Source organism: Streptomyces sp. PSU-S4-23 (assembly GCF_055632315.1).
Genome location: NZ_JBVMUU010000002.1, coordinates 3,130,688 through 3,147,610, shown reverse-complemented (window position 1 = coordinate 3,147,610; position 16,923 = coordinate 3,130,688). Strand labels below are relative to the sequence as shown.

At 70.6% G+C, this 16,923-nt stretch carries 16 protein-coding genes; 7 read left to right on the top strand and 9 right to left on the bottom strand.

Going from position 1 to position 16,923, the window contains the following annotated elements:
* The first annotated feature begins 92 nt into the window (after window positions 1–92).
* Window positions 93–809, top strand: coding sequence for a hypothetical protein (locus tag ACZ79I_RS14500; protein ID WP_471497611.1), 717 nt, complete (start codon window positions 93–95; stop codon window positions 807–809).
* 134 nt (window positions 810–943) lie between these two features.
* Window positions 944–1,174, top strand: coding sequence for a toxin-antitoxin system YwqK family antitoxin (locus ACZ79I_RS14495; protein WP_471497609.1), 231 nt, complete (start codon window positions 944–946; stop codon window positions 1,172–1,174).
* Here the strand turns inward: ACZ79I_RS14495 and ACZ79I_RS14490 are convergent.
* Window positions 1,171–1,593 (bottom strand): hypothetical protein, encoded by a 423-nt coding sequence (locus ACZ79I_RS14490; RefSeq protein ID WP_471497606.1) that lies wholly within the window; start codon window positions 1,591–1,593, stop codon window positions 1,171–1,173. The two genes, ACZ79I_RS14495 and ACZ79I_RS14490, sit on opposite strands and share 4 nt — an antisense overlap.
* Before the next feature lie 103 nt (window positions 1,594–1,696).
* Here ACZ79I_RS14490 and recD2 point away from each other — a divergent pair, with 103 nt between their 5' ends.
* Window positions 1,697–3,973, top strand: a complete 2,277-nt coding sequence (gene recD2, locus ACZ79I_RS14485; RefSeq protein ID WP_471497604.1) for an SF1B family DNA helicase RecD2 — start codon at window positions 1,697–1,699, stop codon at window positions 3,971–3,973.
* 244 nt (window positions 3,974–4,217) lie between these two features.
* A complete protein-coding gene (locus tag ACZ79I_RS14480) occupies window positions 4,218–5,507 on the top strand; it encodes a citrate synthase (RefSeq protein WP_471497602.1) in 1,290 nt (429 codons plus the stop codon).
* Window positions 5,508–6,137: 630 nt separating this feature from the next.
* On the opposite strand, the gene ACZ79I_RS14475 is transcribed toward ACZ79I_RS14480, so the two are convergent.
* The 3 genes from ACZ79I_RS14475 to ACZ79I_RS14465 form a co-directional block, all read right to left on the bottom strand.
* On the bottom strand, window positions 6,138–8,417 hold the full coding sequence (locus ACZ79I_RS14475; protein WP_471497600.1) for a heavy metal translocating P-type ATPase: 2,280 nt from the start codon (window positions 8,415–8,417) through the stop codon (window positions 6,138–6,140).
* An 88-nt stretch (window positions 8,418–8,505) separates the two neighbouring features.
* A complete protein-coding gene (locus ACZ79I_RS14470; protein ID WP_471497598.1) occupies window positions 8,506–8,745 on the bottom strand; it encodes a heavy-metal-associated domain-containing protein in 240 nt (79 codons plus the stop codon).
* Between the two features lie 253 nt (window positions 8,746–8,998).
* On the bottom strand, window positions 8,999–9,787 hold the full coding sequence (locus ACZ79I_RS14465; RefSeq protein WP_471497596.1) for a TetR/AcrR family transcriptional regulator: 789 nt from the start codon (window positions 9,785–9,787) through the stop codon (window positions 8,999–9,001).
* Window positions 9,788–9,954: 167 nt separating this feature from the next.
* On the opposite strand from ACZ79I_RS14465, the gene ACZ79I_RS14460 reads away from it, so the two are divergent.
* Complete coding sequence (locus ACZ79I_RS14460) at window positions 9,955–12,198, top strand: MMPL family transporter (RefSeq protein ID WP_471497594.1); 2,244 nt, start codon at window positions 9,955–9,957, stop codon at window positions 12,196–12,198.
* A 67-nt stretch (window positions 12,199–12,265) separates the two neighbouring features.
* Window positions 12,266–13,309 carry a zinc-dependent alcohol dehydrogenase family protein gene (locus ACZ79I_RS14455; protein ID WP_471497592.1) on the top strand — a complete coding sequence of 348 codons (1,044 nt, stop codon included), beginning with the start codon at window positions 12,266–12,268 and terminating at the stop codon, window positions 13,307–13,309.
* Here ACZ79I_RS14455 and ACZ79I_RS14450 read toward each other — a convergent pair.
* The 5 genes from ACZ79I_RS14450 to ACZ79I_RS14430 all read right to left on the bottom strand — a co-directional run bounded on the left by ACZ79I_RS14450 (window position 13,212) and on the right by ACZ79I_RS14430 (window position 16,242).
* Window positions 13,212–13,910: a GNAT family N-acetyltransferase gene (locus ACZ79I_RS14450; RefSeq protein WP_471497590.1), complete on the bottom strand. Its 699-nt coding sequence runs from the start codon at window positions 13,908–13,910 to the stop codon at window positions 13,212–13,214. The two genes, ACZ79I_RS14455 and ACZ79I_RS14450, sit on opposite strands and share 98 nt — an antisense overlap.
* 96 nt (window positions 13,911–14,006) lie before the next feature.
* Window positions 14,007–14,213, bottom strand: a complete 207-nt coding sequence (locus tag ACZ79I_RS14445; protein WP_471497588.1) for a helix-turn-helix transcriptional regulator — start codon at window positions 14,211–14,213, stop codon at window positions 14,007–14,009.
* A gap of 362 nt (window positions 14,214–14,575) precedes the next feature.
* The gene (locus ACZ79I_RS14440) at window positions 14,576–15,232 is read right to left on the bottom strand and encodes a chaplin (protein WP_471497585.1); all 657 of its coding nucleotides are present in this window, start codon (window positions 15,230–15,232) and stop codon (window positions 14,576–14,578) included.
* A 127-nt stretch (window positions 15,233–15,359) separates the two neighbouring features.
* Window positions 15,360–15,551, bottom strand: coding sequence for a chaplin (locus tag ACZ79I_RS14435; RefSeq protein ID WP_381092495.1), 192 nt, complete (start codon window positions 15,549–15,551; stop codon window positions 15,360–15,362).
* A 280-nt stretch (window positions 15,552–15,831) separates the two neighbouring features.
* Window positions 15,832–16,242, bottom strand: coding sequence for a rodlin (locus ACZ79I_RS14430; protein ID WP_471497583.1), 411 nt, complete (start codon window positions 16,240–16,242; stop codon window positions 15,832–15,834).
* Between the two features lie 257 nt (window positions 16,243–16,499).
* Here ACZ79I_RS14430 and ACZ79I_RS14425 point away from each other — a divergent pair, with 257 nt between their 5' ends.
* The gene (locus ACZ79I_RS14425; RefSeq protein ID WP_471497581.1) at window positions 16,500–16,907 is read left to right on the top strand and encodes a rodlin; all 408 of its coding nucleotides are present in this window, start codon (window positions 16,500–16,502) and stop codon (window positions 16,905–16,907) included.
* Window positions 16,908–16,923 lie beyond the last annotated feature (16 nt).

Genomic DNA, 16,923 nt, shown 5'->3' with positions numbered 1-16,923 from the left:
GAGCTTCGAGCCACGGGACGTCGGCGAGTGCCGAACCGTCGCGCGCGGTCCTGGAGCGCCTGCGTGCTGTCGACTGGTACGGCGACTGGGACGTGGCCACCGTCCACACCCGTTCGCGCGCGCTGCTCATGAGGGAGTACCTGCGGCGCGCCGCCGTCTGGGCGGAGGCGTACGGCGCGGAGGAGGAATGGCCCTTCTTCGACGTCACGGAGTTCGTCGGCTCCGGCTTCCGGCTGGACCCGGATCTGGAGACCGAACTGGAGGCGTTCCTGGCACACAAGGTCCCGACGCCGTCCACGGCGAGGACGTGCCGGGGTGCCGTGCGCTGGGCGGCGCTCAAGGCCGAGAGCGAGGACGTGCTCCCGGAACTCCCCGACCCGTACGAGCTGTTGCTGCGCATGTACGAGCGGGGTGGCGGCTACTCGGTCGAGGAGTTCATCGACCTGTACGGCGTGATGATCCCGCACGGGAGTTTCCGGTCCAACCTCGGTGCCGAGCCGTTCCCGTGGCTGGCTCCGAGCACGCTCGACGCGCTCGACGAGGCGGCGGAGGGCCGGATCACGTACTACGCGAAGATCAGTGAGGGGTATCCCCGCAGCAACCCACGCGGGATCGTGCGGCGGCGTCTTGTCGGCAGGGAGGGGGAGACGCACGACGAGGCGTTCACCCGGAACCTCCACTGGGAGCCGACCGAGTACCTGCGTCTTCACGAACTGGGCCACAACGACGTCGACCATGTGGAGATCTCCGAACGGGAGGCGGCCGCGTTCATCGAGTCGGCGACGAAGAGGCTCGCGGGCGCACACTGAGCCGCGCGGTGCGGTCGCGGTCCGCCGGCCGGCCACCGCGTCCACGGCGGTCTGGCCCCCGTCGGTCCTCCACCCCCGAGGGACGCCCGAGCCCGGCTCGGGAGACAGCGCTTGCCGGTACTGAGAGGAGCGGGATGCGGCGAATCGACATCGACGGCCCCGACGTGGGCATGGACCTCGGCCGACGACTGCTCCACCATGGCGAGTTGTTCACCGGTGAGGTGGAGGAGCGGCTCGGAGGCGTCCTCGTCAGTGTCGAGTCGTACGTCGACGGCCTGCCGCACGGTCCCGGTCGCGAGTGGTACCCGGATGGCACCCTCCGGTCCGAAACCACTGCCCGGGCCGGATCGGGATCTTTCCGCTAAGCGCCTGCTGACCCGGCGGGGCGCAGCGTCGTCTTGACCAGTGTCCCCGACCTGTTGACGAGCAGTTCTGGGACCTCGTCCTCGTAGAACCTGACTTGACCGATGACTCCTTGCGTCTTGGCGTTGAAAGCCAGTCTCTCCGCGAGTGAATCCAGTTCGGGCAACAGTTCGGCGTGCAGTTCTTGACGTGCGGTCAGGCACCAACGGTCCGTACTGCGGACCAGTTCACCCGTCAGCACACCGCCGATGCGCACTGCCGGTCCACGAGCCGACAGCAAGGGCACCAGGTCGGCCATGTCGTCGACCGCGCTACTCCCGTTTTCCGTGACGCCGAGGTGCCAGCACAGATCGTCGAGTACCGCGCTCGGTGCGGAGAGCGAAAGATCAAGGGCCAGGTCCAGGGCAAACACGTCGCTCATACTCAGAGCCTAGACCGGGACGGTCACGGGGGTGAGGGTCGCCCGGCTCGATCGCCACCGCGTCCGCTCCCGCACTGTCACACCCGGAAGGTAGCGTCGGGTCATGAGCAAGGAGGAGAGCCGGGAGGGGCAGGGCGGGGCCGGGGAGTGGCGGCCGGCCGTGCTGGAGGGCGTGCTGGAGCGGATCACGTACGCCAACGAGGAGAACGGATACACGGTCGCCCGCGTCGACACCGGCCGCGGCGCCGGTGATCTGCTCACCGTCGTGGGCGCGCTTCTCGGGGCGCAGGTGGGCGAGTCGCTCAGGATGGAGGGGCGCTGGGGCTCCCACCCCCAGTACGGCAAGCAGTTCACCGTGGAGAACTACACCACCGTCCTGCCGGCCACGGTCCAGGGCATCCGCCGCTATCTCGGTTCCGGTCTGGTCAAGGGCATCGGCCCCGTCTTCGCCGACCGCATCACCCAGCACTTCGGCCTCGACACACTCCAGATCATCGAGGAGGAGCCCAAGCGGCTGAACGAGGTCCCCGGACTCGGCCCCAAGCGCACGAAGAGGATCGCCGACGCCTGGGAGGAGCAGAAGGCGATCAAAGAGGTCATGCTCTTCCTCCAGACCGTCCAGGTGTCCACGTCCATCGCCGTGCGCATCTACAAGAAGTACGGCGACGCCTCCATCTCCGTCGTCAAGAACCAGCCCTACCGCCTCGCGGCCGACGTCTGGGGCATCGGCTTCCTCACCGCCGACAAGATCGCCCAGTCTGTCGGCATCCCGCACGACAGCCCGGAACGGGTGAAGGCCGGGCTCCAGTACGCGCTGTCGCAGTCCGCCGACCAGGGCCACTGCTATCTCCCCGAGGAGCGGCTCATCGCGGACGCGGTCAAGCTCCTGCAGGTCGACACCGGCCTGGTCATCGAGTGCCTGGCGGAGCTGGGGGCGCCCCCGGAGGACGACTCGGACCCCGGTGTCGTACGGGAGACGGTGCCCGGACCCGAGGGCGGAGAGCCGGTCAGCGCCGTCTACCTCGTGCCCTTCCACCGCGCCGAACTCTCCCTGTCCGCCCAGCTGCTGCGCCTCCTGCGCACCGACGAGGACCGGATGCCCGCCTTCCGGGACGTGGCCTGGGACAAGGCGCTGGCCTGGCTCAGGGACCGCACGGGGGCCGATCTGGCGCCCGAGCAGGAGGAGGCCGTACGGCTGGCACTCACCCGGAAGGTCGCCGTGCTGACCGGAGGGCCCGGCTGCGGCAAGTCCTTCACCGTGCGGTCCATCGTGGAGTTCGCCCGGGCCAAGCGGGCCAAGGTGGTGCTCGCCGCGCCCACCGGACGGGCCGCCAAGCGCCTGTCCGAGCTGACGGGTGCCGAGGCGTCCACCGTCCACCGGCTGCTGGAGCTGAAGCCGGGCGGTGACGCGGCCTACGACAAGGACCGCCCGCTGGACGCCGACCTGGTCGTCGTCGACGAGGCGTCCATGCTGGACCTGCTGCTCGCCAACAAGCTGGTCAAGGCCGTGCCGCCGGGTGCCCACCTGCTCCTCGTCGGTGACGTGGACCAGTTGCCCAGCGTCGGCGCGGGCGAGGTGCTCAGGGACCTGCTCGCGGACGGGAGCCCCGTCCCCGCCGTGCGTCTCACCCGCGTCTTCCGCCAGGCCCAGCAGTCCGGCGTCGTCACGAACGCGCACCGCATCAACTCGGGGCAGCATCCGCTCACCGACGGTATGAAGGACTTCTTCCTGTTCGTCGAGGACGACACGGAGGCGGCCGGCCGACTTACGGTGGATGTGGCGGCACGGAGGATCCCGGCCCGGTTCGGCCTCGACCCGCGCCGGGATGTGCAGGTGCTCGCGCCCATGCACCGGGGACCCGCCGGAGCGGGCACGCTCAACGGCCTGCTCCAGCAGGCGATCACCCCCGCCCGCCCCGACGTGCCGGAGAAGCGGTTCGGCGGCCGCGTCTTCCGTGTCGGCGACAAAGTGACCCAGATCCGGAACAATTACGAGAAGGGGGAGAACGGTGTCTTCAACGGCACCGTGGGCGTGGTCACCTCGCTCGACCCGGTCGACCAGCGCCTCACGGTGCTGACGGACGAGGACGAGGAGGTTCCGTACGAATTCGACGAGCTGGACGAGCTGGCGCACGCGTACGCGGTGACCATTCACCGCTCGCAGGGCAGCGAGTATCCGGCGGTGGTCATTCCGGTGACGACCGGGGCGTGGATGATGCTCCAGCGGAACCTGCTCTACACGGCGGTCACCCGCGCCAAGAAGCTGGTCGTCCTCGTCGGTTCACGCAAGGCGATCGGGCAGGCGGTGCGCACGGTGTCGGCGGGCCGGCGCTGTACGGCCCTGGACTTCAGGCTGTCGCCCAGACCCCTCCGGGGCTGAGCGTGCCCCCTTTGGGCCCCTCTGGACCAGCCGCCGAAAAAAAATGATCGATCAAACGAGTCGCAAAGGTCACACACCACTTCCGCATCCAGGATGAGGCGGGCAGGATGAGCAGGTTGACGGCACTCAGTGCCGCCGATGAGCCCAATGGTCGTCCCCGAGTGCACTCTCCTGCGCCAAATGGGGGATGGTAGAGACAGTCAGGGCACCTCGAAGATGAGGCACTACGTCGGTGAGGGAAGACGTGAGCGACAACTCTGTAGTACTGCGGTACGACGGTAACGAGTACACCTACCCGGTGGTCGACAGCACCGTCGGTGACAAGGGCTTCGACATCGGGAAGCTCCGTGCCCAGACCGGTCTGGTCACCCTGGACAGCGGCTACGGGAACACCGCTGCCTACAAATCCGCCATCACCTACCTCGATGGCGAGAAGGGCATTCTCCGGTACCGCGGCTACCCGATCGAGCAGCTGGCCGAGCGCTCCACCTTCCTGGAGGTCGCCTACCTGCTGATCAACGGCGAGCTGCCGACCGTCGACGAGCTCTCCGCCTTCAAGAACGACATCACGCAGCACACCCTGCTGCACGAGGACGTCAAGAACTTCTACCGGGGCTTCCCGCGCGACGCGCACCCGATGGCGATGCTGTCCTCGGTCGTCTCCGCGCTGTCCACCTTCTACCAGGACAGCCACAATCCCTTCGACGAGAAGCAGCGCAACCTTTCCACCATCCGCCTGCTCGCGAAGCTTCCGACGATCGCCGCGTACGCCTACAAGAAGTCGATCGGCCACCCCTTCGTCTACCCGAGCAACGACCTGGGCTACGTGCAGAACTTCCTGCGCATGACCTTCTCGGTCCCCGCTCAGGAGTTCGACCTGGACCCGGTCGTCGTCTCCGCGCTCGACAAGCTGCTGATCCTGCACGCGGACCATGAGCAGAACTGTTCGACCTCCACGGTCCGCCTGGTGGGCTCGTCGCAGGCCAACATGTTCGCCTCGATCTCGGCCGGTATCAACGCGCTGTGGGGCCCGCTGCACGGTGGCGCCAACCAGTCCGTCCTGGAGATGCTGGAGGGCATCCGCGACTCCGGCGGCGACGTCGACACCTTCATCCGCAAGGTGAAGAACAGGGAGGACGGCGTCCGTCTGATGGGCTTCGGCCACCGGGTCTACAAGAACTTCGACCCGCGCGCCAAGATCATCAAGGCCGCCGCGCACGATGTGCTCTCCGCTCTCGGCAAGGATGACGAGCTGCTGGACATCGCCCTCAAGCTGGAGGAGCACGCGCTGTCCGACAGCTACTTCGTCGAGCGCAAGCTCTACCCGAACGTGGACTTCTACACCGGCCTGATCTACCGCGCCATGGGCTTCCCGACCGAGATGTTCACGGTCCTGTTCGCGCTGGGCCGTCTGCCGGGCTGGATCGCCCAGTGGCACGAGATGATCAAGGAGCCGGGTTCCCGTATCGGCCGCCCGCGCCAGATCTACACGGGCGTGGTGGAGCGCGACTTCATCCCGGTCGAGGAGCGCTGAGCGCCGTACGCCTCGTACGCCTCGTGCACCTCGTACGCCTCGGATACGTGCCCGCCATCGCGCCCGAGGCGTACGCCGTGGTCGTGGCGCGGCGTACGCCATGTGCTCCGCACCTGTGGACGCGATGACGGAAGACAAACGGAAGGCGCCCTGCAGTCGGTCCCCCCACGGGCCGGCGTACAGGGCGCCTTCCCATGTCCCGGTGCGGATTCCCCCCACGGGATCCGGCCGGGCGCCTGCGGGACAGCGCCTGAATCGCTGCGAGCAAAACGAGCAGAACTCGGCAGACCGCTGCGGTGCGGTCTGCCGGGACGCGTACGGACGGGAGGGCCGCTCAAAGCTCCCCGGTGTACGTGCCCCGGCAACGCCGTTTCCCGGGAACGTCCCCCAAGACATCCCCAGATGTCAGTCGCGCCCCCCAAGACGCTTCTGACATCGCCAACTTAGACTCACGAAGCCTTCCGTTGGTTACGTTCACCTCACTGTGATCTGCGTCTCTTGCATATGTCCTGAAAGTGCGCAAGAGACCCGGTACAGCGATCGAGGAACCAGCGTAAGGATGATGCGCGAGCCTTGTGAAGAGCTTATGTGAGGCTCGCGTTGGACTCTAGAGGGACTCTTACACCCGCGTCATGAGAATGCCCTCAGCCGGAGGCTGTTCGTCACGACGAACACCGACGAGAAGGCCATCGCCGCGCCCGCGATCATCGGGTTGAGGAGTCCCGCGGCGGCCAGCGGCAGCGCGGCCACGTTGTAGCCGAAGGCCCACACCAGGTTCCCCTTGATCGTGGTGAGCGTCCGCCGCGACAGCCGGATCGCGTCCGCAGCCACCCGCAGGTCACCGCGCACCAGTGTCAGGTCGCTCGCCTCGATCGCCGCGTCCGTCCCGGTGCCCATGGCCAGGCCGAGATCGGCGGTGGCGAGCGCGGCCGCGTCGTTGACACCGTCCCCGACCATGGCGACGGTCCGGCCCTCGGCCTGCAGCCGCTTGACCACGTCCACCTTCTCCTCCGGCAGCACCTCGGCGATCACCTCGCCGGGGTCGATGCCGACGGCCCGCGCCACCGCCTCGGCCACCGTCCGGTTGTCCCCGGTCAGCAGGAACGGCGTCAGTCCCAGCGCGCGCAGCTCCCGTACGGCCTCGGCGCTCGTCTCCTTGATCGCGTCGGCGACGGTCAGGACCCCGAGCGCCACGCCGTCCCGGGCGACCACGACGGCCGTTCGCCCTTCCGCCTCCGCCTCGGCCTTCGCCCGGGCCATCCCCTCCGGCAGCGCGTCCGGGAACCGGCCCACCGTGACCTCGCGCCCCTCCACGCGCCCGCGCACACCGAGGCCGGGCACGTTCTCGAAGTGCTCCGGCGCCGGGAGGTCACCTGCGCGCTTCCGCGCGCCTGCCGCGACGGCCTGGGCGATCGGGTGCTCGGAGGCGTGTTCCAGGGCGCCGGCGAGTCGCAGGACCTGCTTCTCGTCGCCGCCCTCGGCGACGTACACCTCCTGGAGGGCCATCCGGCCGGTGGTGACCGTCCCGGTCTTGTCCAGGACGACGGTGTCGACCCGGCGGGTGGACTCCAGGACCTCCGGTCCCTTGATGAGGATGCCGAGCTGGGCACCCCGTCCCGTGCCGACCATCAGCGCGGTCGGAGTGGCCAGGCCCAGCGCGCACGGGCAGGCGATGATCAGCACCGCGACGGCCGCGGTGAAGGCGGCGACCGTGTCACCGGTGACGCCCAGCCACGTCCCGAACGTGCCGAGCGCGATCAGCAGCACCACGGGCACGAAGATCCCGGAGATGCGGTCGGCGAGGCGCTGCACCGCGGCCTTGCCGTTCTGCGCGTCCTCCACGAGCCGTGCCATGCGCGCGAGCTGGGTGTCCGCGCCGACCCTGGTCGCCTCGACCACCAGCCGGCCCCCGGCGTTCACGGTCGCGCCGGTCACGGTGTCCCCCACGGTCACGTCGACCGGCACCGACTCGCCGGTCAGCATGGAGGCGTCGACCGCCGAGGCGCCCTCGACGACGGTCCCGTCGGTGGCGATCTTCTCGCCGGGCCGTACGACGAACCGGTCGCCCACGGCCAGCTGCGCCACCGGTACGCGCACCTCCCGGCCCTCCCGCAGGACCGCGACGTCCTTCGCGCCCAGGTGCAGCAGCGCCTTCAGGGCCGCGCCCGCGCGTCGCTTGGAGCGGGCCTCCAGATAGCGGCCCAGCAGGATGAACGCGACGACGCCGGCGGCCACCTCGAGGTAGATGGCGGACGACCCGTCCGTGCGGGAGACGGTGGGCTCGAAGCCGTGGCGCATGCCGGGCATTCCCGCGTCCCCGAAGAACAGCGCCCACAGGGACCAGCCGAAGGCGGCCAGCGTCCCGACCGAGACGAGCGTGTCCATGGTGGCGGCGCCGTGCCGGGCGTTCGTGAACGCGGCCTGGTGGAAGGGCAGCCCACCCCAGACGACGACGGGCGCGGCGAGCGTCAGCGACAGCCACTGCCAGTTGTCGAACTGCCAGGCGGGGACCATCGCGAGCAGGACGACGGGCAGCGCGAGCAGGGCGGAGACCGTCAGCCTGTGGCGGAGGGAGTCCGACTCGGGGTCACGTGCGGATACCGCCGCCGCCTCGTCGGACGGTGCGGGTTCCGGCTGCGGTGGCGGCGGCTCCTCGGCCGTGTAGCCGGTCTTCTCCACCGTGGCGATCAGGTCGGCCACCACGATCCCGGGGGCGTACGAGATCTTCGCCTTCTCCGTCGCGAAGTTCACCGTGGCGGTGACCCCGTCCATGCGGTTGAGCTTCTTCTCGACCCGGGCCGCGCAGGAGGCGCAGGTCATGCCGCCGATCGCGAGTTCGACCTCGGAGGGCACGGTCTCCTGCGCGGGTGGTGGCGCCGGGGCTGGTACTGGTGCTGCGGTGCTGGTCATGTCCGGACTCCAGACAGTGGACCGGACCGTACGGACCCAGTATCAGCTGGTCGGCACGGCCCGGTGCGGAGAGCAGATGCTGGGCGGTTCAGGCCTTGCCGACGAGCTCGAAGCCCGCCTCGTCGACCGCGGCGCGCACGGCCTCCTCGGCGAGCGGCGCGGTGGAGACCACCGTGACCTCGCCGGTGGACGCGACGGCCGTGACGGAGGTGACGCCGGCGATCGCGGAGATCTCGCCGGAGACCGAGCCTTCGCAGTGTCCGCAGCTCATCCCGCTCACCTTGTAGACGGTCGTCACGGAACCCGTGGTGTCGGTCTGCGCGGTCATGTTCTTACTCCTCAGGGAGGCGTGTGGGGCTTACGTGAACCAGACTATACCCCTAGGGGGTATGGATCCAAGGGGGGTCCGGGTCGGCCGGAACTGCTCGGGCCCGGTTCGGTCCAGTCTGACCGATTCCGTCCGAAGCGGTGCGAGGTGGTCCGCTCTGGCCGGTTCGGCCGGGCCGGGGGTGGATCGGGGGGCGGACCTGACGGGTCCGGTGTGGGCCGCGGTGGGCCGCGGTGGGCCGCGGTGGCCGGGATCAGCCGGCGGAGGCGTCCCCGTCCAGGAGCGGCTTGAGGTAGCGGTACATCGCGGTCTTCAGCTCGGTGATGTACGCCTGCCGTTCCGCGCCCTCGTGGGTCATGATCAGGTCGAGGCCGGCCTTGAAGAGGGCGAGCAGCATGTTCGCCGTGCGCGTCCGCTCGTCCGGCGGGCCGTCCGGCAGATAGCCCGCGATCATCTCCTCGATGCGGGTGAGGGAGGCGTCGTGCACGGCGTTGCACTCCTGGGCGATGGGCCCGGGGGTGTCGGGGCCGTGCAGCAGGACGCCGAAGGCGGGGTTCTCGACGTTGAACGCGATCAGCGGGTCGAGCGCCGCGTCCAGCATCTCCTTCAGCGGGAGCCCGATGTTCTCGCCCGCCAGCGCCCTGCCCTGCGACTCCTGCCACTGCCGCAGCAGCTGGTCGCCGAGGCTGATCGCGATCGCTTCCTTGTTGGGGAAGAACTGGTAGAGCGTGCCGGGGGAGACGCCGGCCTCGCGGGCGATCGCGTTGGTGCTCGCGGCGGTGTAGCCGGTGCGGCAGAAGACCGCGGCCGCGGCGTCCAGGAGCTGGGCGATGCGGCGCTCGCCGCGGGCCTGGCGGCGGCGCGGTCTGCCTTCCGGGTGCTGTCGCCCGGCCGCCTCCGCGGCCGGCTCTGTGCCCGCCTTCGTGCCCGCCTTCGTGCTCGGCGCCGTGCTCGGCGCCGTGGTCGGTTGCGCGGCCGGCCTGGTCGCCGGCTCCTCGACCGGCCCGGTCGCCGGCTCGCCGGCTCGCTGACTCTTCGGCACGCGTTGTCCCCAGCTCTCGGAACGCAATTGACAAACGCGAGCGACCACTCGCATTCTTGTGGAACGCGAGCGATGACTCGTGTTTGCCAGTCTATGGGCAATGGACGACCCATGCCGCCTGCACGGATGTACGGGATGCGGGGTCTTGCTGAAGGGGACACCGCCTCATGTCCGAAGTCAACAGCGGGGACGGCCGGGAAGACGGCGACGGAGGGGGAAGGCCGGGGCCGGGCGGCTGGACCCGGTTCGTCACCGCGCGGCCCCGGCTGTCGCTGTTCGCGGCGCTGCTGCTCACCGCGCTCGCGGTGGTCGCGGGCAGCGGGGTAGCCGACCGGCTGGGCAGCGGCGGCTGGCAGGACCCGGCAGCCCAGTCCACGTACGCGACCCAGGCGCTGGAGCGGGAGTTCCCCGACTCGCAGCCCAATCTGCTGCTTCTCGTCGACTCCGGGCACAGGGCCGTGGACGATCCGGCGGTCGCCGCGGAGGCGAAGCGCCTGGCCGAGCGGCTCGCCTCCGAGCCGGGCGTCACAGGGGTCGGCTCCTACTGGCAGTCGGGCGCGCCCGCGCTGCGCGCCGAGGACGGCGGCGAGGCGCTGATCGCGGCACGCATCACGGGCGAGGAGAAGACCGCGAGCGACACCCTGGACCGCATCGCGCCCCACTACCGGGGCGTGCACGGCCCGGTGCGGGTCACGGTCGGCGGTCCCGTCGCCGTGCGCTCGGAGATGCAGCAGACCATCCGCGAGGACCTGACCCGGGCCGAGCTGATCGCCCTGCCGATCACCCTGGTGCTCCTGGTGACGGTCTTCGGCAGCGCGGTCGCGGCGCTGCTGCCGCTCGGCGTCGGCATCGTCGCCATCCTGGGCACCAACGCCGTGCTGCGCGCGCTCACGGAGCTGACCGATGTCTCCGTCTTCGCGCTGAACCTCACCACCGCCCTCGGCCTCGGCCTCGCCATCGACTACGCGCTGTTCATCGTGCGCAGGTTCCGCGAGGAACTGCCCACGGCCCCCGACCCGCTGGGCGCCGTCGCGGTCACCCTGCGCACGGCGGGGCGCACGGTCCTCTTCTCCGCTCTGACGGTCGCCGTGTCCCTGGCCGCGATGCTGGTCTTCCCGCAGTACTTCCTGCGCTCGTTCGCCTATGCGGGCATCGCGGTGGTGCTGCTGGCCGCCGCGGCGGCGCTGGTGCTGCTCCCGGCGGCCCTGGTGCTGCTGGGCCACCGGGTGAACGCGCTCGACCTCGGGCGGCTGCTGCGGCGCGGCAGGCCCCGGGAGTCCGGCGGGGGAGCCGGCTGGGGCCGGACGGCGGCCCTGGTCATGCGGCGGGCGCCGGTCTTCGCCGTGGCCACCACCGTCGGCCTGGTGATCCTCGGACTGCCCTTCCTGGGCGTGAAGTTCGGCACGGCCGACGACCGCCAGCTGCCCTCGGGCGCCGAGTCGCACGTGGTGCAGCAGCACATACGGGACGGGTTCCCGGGCAGTCCCGGCGGCGGCCTGGAGGTGCTCGCCGAGGGACGCGCGACCCGGGAGCAGTACGCCGCCTACCGGGACCGGATCGCCGCGCTGCCGGAGGTGCGGCGCGTGGACGGGCCGCTGGTGAAGGGCACGAAGGCGTACTTCGCGGTCCAGCCCGAGGGTGAGGCCGTGGACGCGGGCGCCCAGCGGCTGGTCGGTGAACTGCGCGCGACGGCCGCCCCCTTCGACACCTCCGTGACGGGCACGGCGGCGGTCCTGGTCGACTCCAAACACGCGATAGCCGACCGGCTGCCCTGGGCAGCGGCCTTCATCGCCGTGGTCACCCTGCTCCTGGTCTTCCTGCTGACCGGCAGCGTGCTGATACCCGTCCAGGCGGTGCTGCTCAACGCGCTCAGCCTGACGGCCATGTTCGGCGCGGTGGTGTGGGTCTTCCAGGACGGTCACCTTTCGGGCCCGCTCGGCTTCACCAGCCCGGGCTCCATCGAGACGACCCTGCCGGTCCTGATGTTCTGCGTGGCCTTCGGCCTCTCCATGGACTACGGCGTGTTCCTGCTCTCCCGCATCAAGGAGGAGTACGACCGCACGGGCGACCATCGAGAGTCGGTGCGCTTCGGGCTGCAGCGCACCGGAGGGCTGATCACCGCGGCGGCGGTCATCCTGGCGGTGGTGATGGTCGCGATCGGGACCTCCCGGGTGACCAACACCAAGATGCTCGGCCTGGGCATCGCACTGGCGGTCCTGATGGACGCGATGGTCGTGCGCAGCCTGCTGGTCCCGGCGGTGATGCGGCTGACCGGCCGTGCCACCTGGTGGGCCCCGGCGCCGCTGCGCGGCTTCCACCGGCGGTTCGGGCTGCGGGAGGAGGAGCCGGTGGCCGCCGTCGAGGTGAGGGAGGCGGACCGGGACCGGGACAAGGCAGGTGCGCGCGGCTAGCGTTCCGCCGGAGAGATGATCTCCGGCGGCGCCGGGGATCGTGGGCCCGGGCGAAGGGTGCGGTCGTATGCGTGCGGTGGTGTTCGAGCGGTTCGGCGAGTGGGCCGAGGTCCGCGAGGTGGCGGACCCCCGGCCCGCCGAGCACGGGGTCGTGGTGCGCGTCGAGGCGACGGGGCTGTGCCGCAGCGACTGGCACGGCTGGATGGGGCACGACCCGGACGTCGCGCTTCCCCATGTGCCCGGGCATGAACTCGCCGGGGTCGTCGAGGAGGTGGGCGCCCTGGTGACCGGCTGGCGGGCCGGTGACCGGGTCACGGTCCCCTTCGTCTGCGCCTGCGGCACCTGCCCCTCGTGCGCGGCGGGAGACCAGCAGGTGTGTGAGCGGCAGACCCAGCCGGGGTTCACGCACTGGGGGTCCTTCGCCCAGTACGTGGCACTGGAGCGGGCGGACATCAATCTGGTGGCGGTGCCGGACGAGATGTCGTTCCGGACGGCCGCGTCCCTGGGATGCCGGTTCGCCACGGCGTTCCGCGCGGTCGTCCAGCAGGGCCGGGTGGCGGCGGGAGAGTGGGTCGCCGTGCACGGGTGCGGGGGCGTCGGTCTGTCCGCGGTGATGATCGCGGCGGCCTCGGGGGCGAGGGTCGTGGCCGTCGACGTATCACCCCAAGCCCTCGACCTGGCAAGGGAGTTCGGGGCAACGGAGTGCGTGGACGCCAGGCACACCGAGGACACGGCGGCGGCGGTCCGCGCCCTGACGGGCGGCGGCGCCCATGTCTCCCTCGACGCACTCGGTTCCCCGCAGACCTGCGCGGCGTCCGTCAACGGCCTGCGCCGCCGAGGCCGCCACATCCAGGTCGGCCTGCTGCCGTCGCCCACCGGCACGACCCCGGTGCCCATGGCCCCGGTGATCGCCCTGGAACTGGAGATCATCGGCAGCCACGGGATGGCGGCGCACGCCTATCCGCCCCTGCTGGACATGGTCCGCTCGGGCGCCCTGCGCCCCGAGCTCCTGGTCACGTTGACGATCCCGCTGGACGCGGCCCCCGAGGCGCTTGCGGCGATGGGGAAGGCGCCGGGCCGGGGAGTGACGGTCGTCGAACCGTGGAGCTGACCCCGCCGGCCGCGGGACGACCCCGGTGGACGGCCCATTCGTGCTCGGACACGGCCATCAGCGTCTCGTCCACCCAGCGTCCCTCACGCCATTGGGCCCGCCGACGCACGCCCTCCTCCATGAACCCCGCCTTCTCGTAGACGCGGCGGGCGCGGTGGTTGTGGGCGTACAGCTCCAGGGAGACGCGGTGCAGCCCGAGCCGCTCGAAGCCGTGGCCGACGATGAGCCGGGTCGCCTCGGTGCCGATGCCGCGACCGCGGCCGCGCGGACCGAGGAACGTGCGGAACGAGCAGGCGCGGGCCGCGGGGTCCCACTCGTACAGGACCACCTCGCCGAGCACTTCGCCGGTGGCGCGGTCGGTGACGGCGAGGTCGAGCCGGTCGGTCTGCGCGGCCCGGGAGCCGTACCAGGAGCGCAGCCGCTGCGGGGTGAGGTCGGTGGACGGCTCGAAGGTGAACCGGATGACCTCGGGATCCCCGAGGATCTGCGCGATCGGCACGGCGTCCTCCTCGGTGAAGGGCCGAAGCAGCGCCTTCTCGCCGGTGAGCACCGGCTTGACGGAGAAGTCGGCGGCGGGGATGCGGGGACTCGCGGGATCCATCCGGGGATTGTCGGCGCCTGCGCACCCCCGGGCAATGCAATAACGCCGAGTGGCCCGCCCCGGCAGGGCGGGCCACTCGGCGGGCAGGGGACGTGGTCAGGTGTCCCCGCGGCCGCGGCCCCGGTTGCCCGGGCGGGAGGCGGCCCAGGAGCGGACCGTGTCGGCGTACCAGTAGGGTCTGCCGCCCTCCACGTGGTCCGGTGGAGGCAGGAGCCCGTGCTTGCGATAGGACCTCACGGTGTCCGGCTGCACCCGGATGTGCGCGGCGATCTCCTTGTAGGACCAGAGGCGACGGTCGGTCATGGGTAGCACCTCCCCGCGCGCGCCGCGGTGGCGGCCTGGGAAGGCCGTCGTGGGGACCGGGCGCTGCGCTGGCGATCACAAAGCCTGTGCTCCGTCAACGACGGGGAGCGTGCGGCGGACAGGGCCTGTGAACCGGGTGTGACAGAAGGCCCGCGGACGCGGGACATGTGTGACAGAACCCGGTTCTTTGTGACACGGGCGTCGAATTCGGCGGCTGCGGTGCCCGCTCCCCCCGCTCATGGACAGGGACGGCCCAGGGGCGGCGCCCACGCGGTGGGCGCCGCCCCTGGGCCGTCGACTCGGGGAGACGTGTGGGAACGGTGGCGCGGGTGCCGGGCGCGCCGCGCCCGGCACCCGTCGCACTACCGGCGGGCCGTCGCCCGGCTCCGCCGGTACAGCACGAGCCCGCCGGCCAGCATCGCGACGCTGACCGCCGAAGCCGCGATCACGCCCTCACTGCCGGTCTCGGCCAGCGTGGGTGCCATGCGCGAGGGAGCGGTGCCCGGGAGCGTGGCGGCCTGCGGCGCGTTCGGCTGGTGGTCCGGCGTCGTGCGCGGCGGGGTGCTGCCGTTGCCCGACGGGCGGTCCTGCTGCCCGTTGCCGGGCATGCCGGGGTTCGGCACACCGGGCCCGTGGTCATTGCCGCTGCCGGGGCCGTGGACGGCGCCGTTACCGGTGCCGGGGCCGTGGCTGTTGCCGGTGCCGGGGCGGTCGTGACTGTCACTCGGAACGGTGGTGCGGGGAGTCTGGGCCGGAACGGTCGTGGATCCCGTGCGGGAACCGTTGGCACAGGCGTTGCCGAAGGCCGGGTTCAGCGCGGCCACCACGTCGACGGTGTTGCCGCAGAGGTTGACCGGCGTGTCCACCGGCACCTGGACGGTGTTGCCGGACGCGACGCCGGGCGATCCGCTCGCGGTGCCGGCGGCACCGGAGTCCGCGTGCACCGGGTTGCCGCACAGGGACAGAATGCCTGTCGCGGCGGCAGCCGCGACCATTCCCCTGCTCAGGGTCTGTCGCAATCTCGTTGTCTTCCTAGAAGTGGGATGAGCCGGAAGGGCCGGCCCTGGAGCCGAAGAGAGCAGTCCAAGGCCGGCCGTGACACAGCCGGGGCCGGTGCGACGGCACCGGCCTTCGAGGGCTATGTCGTCAGTAGTTCGCGCACCCGTTGCCGTACGCCGGGTTCAGCAGCCCGACGAGGCTGGCGGTGTTGCCGCACGCGTTGACGGGAATGGCCAGGGGAACCTGGATGACGTTGCCGGAAAGGACGCCCGGGGAACCGGTCGCGGCGGCGTCGGCACCTGCGTCGGCCATGGCCGGGGCGGCCATTCCGAGGGTCATGATGGCACCGGCGACGATGGCAGCGCTCTTCTTGTGCTTCACGTAGTTTCCCTTCGTTGCGGTCGTGCCCCTGTGACGGCCGAAACCGAGCGAGCACAGCTTGAACGCTCGCCGCACGACCTGCAGTCTGTGAAACGAGGAATAGACGGCCGAAGCAACTCCCCTACGTGAGGCGCCGCGCAATTCACTCGAACGCCACGCTTGAATTCAGGCGGATGCTGCACACGGGGACGCGTTCGCACACCGTTGCCGCACGGCTGGCCCGGGGCCGCAGAGGATCTCAGCCGTTGCCGGTGCCGTTGGCGGACAGCACCGGAATGCCGTTCGCGATGTTCGACAGCGGCTCATCCCCCTTGGCCTGGGTGGAGTTCTCGGCACACTGGTGGTTCTGTGCGGCCGACAGGACGGGAACGTCGGCGGCGGAGACCGGCACGACGCCGACGAGCGAACCGGCGTTGGCCTTCGCCGGGAGGCCGACGCAGAGCTTGTTCAGGGAACCCTCGGCGAGGGACGACTGCGGGCTCATCGCGCCGGTGGTGGCCGAGTTCCCGTAGGTCTGCGCGGCATCGTTCCCGCTGGTCGAGGTGGCGCTGTCGTCGTCTCCGAGGGCAAGCGCCTGGGGGGCGGCCGCCGCTGAGACGCCGACGACGGAAGCCGCGACCGCCGCCATGGCCATTGCCTTCTTGAACATTTCGCGTTCCTTTCCTGTGCAGAGGCACCTGTTCCTGCTCTGGCGCTCAACCCGTTCTTTTGGGATTGGTTTCGAGGATTCACCCGTCCGGGGCGTTCGACGGGGAGTGATTGCGGATACCGCAGCGGGAGCAGAAGGGCAATCCAGCCCTTCCCCGGTGTAGGCCATCGGAGTGAATGAGAGCAACCAAGCCTGTGTGCGGCAGTTGTCCAGAGCGCTCCGGTGGACGGGGTTTCTCCAGAAGGGACTAGCAAGTGATGAAGAAGGTTATGGCTGCCGCGGTAGTCGCCGCTTCCGTTCTCGGCGCCTCCGCCGCCGCGGCAGCGCCGGCCCTGGCGCTCGGCGACGACGGTGACGCGACGTCCACCAGCGGCAACAACGCGGCGCAGCAGTACGGCAACTCCAGCACCTCCGGTGACATGAGCCCGCAGCTCGCGCTCGTCCAGGGCTCGCTGAACAAGCCCTGTGTCGGCCTCCCTGCGAAGGTCAACGCCGGTTCGCTGGTCGGCGTCGTGCCGGTCGGGGTCCAGGACATCCCGGTCCTGTCGGCCCCGCAGAACCAGCAGTGCAGCGAGAACTCCACCCAGGTCAAGGGCGACGAGCCGCTCTCGCACCTCCTGGAGGACATTCCGGTTCTGTCGGCCAACGGCACCGGCAACGGCTGAGTCCGGCACGCGAGGA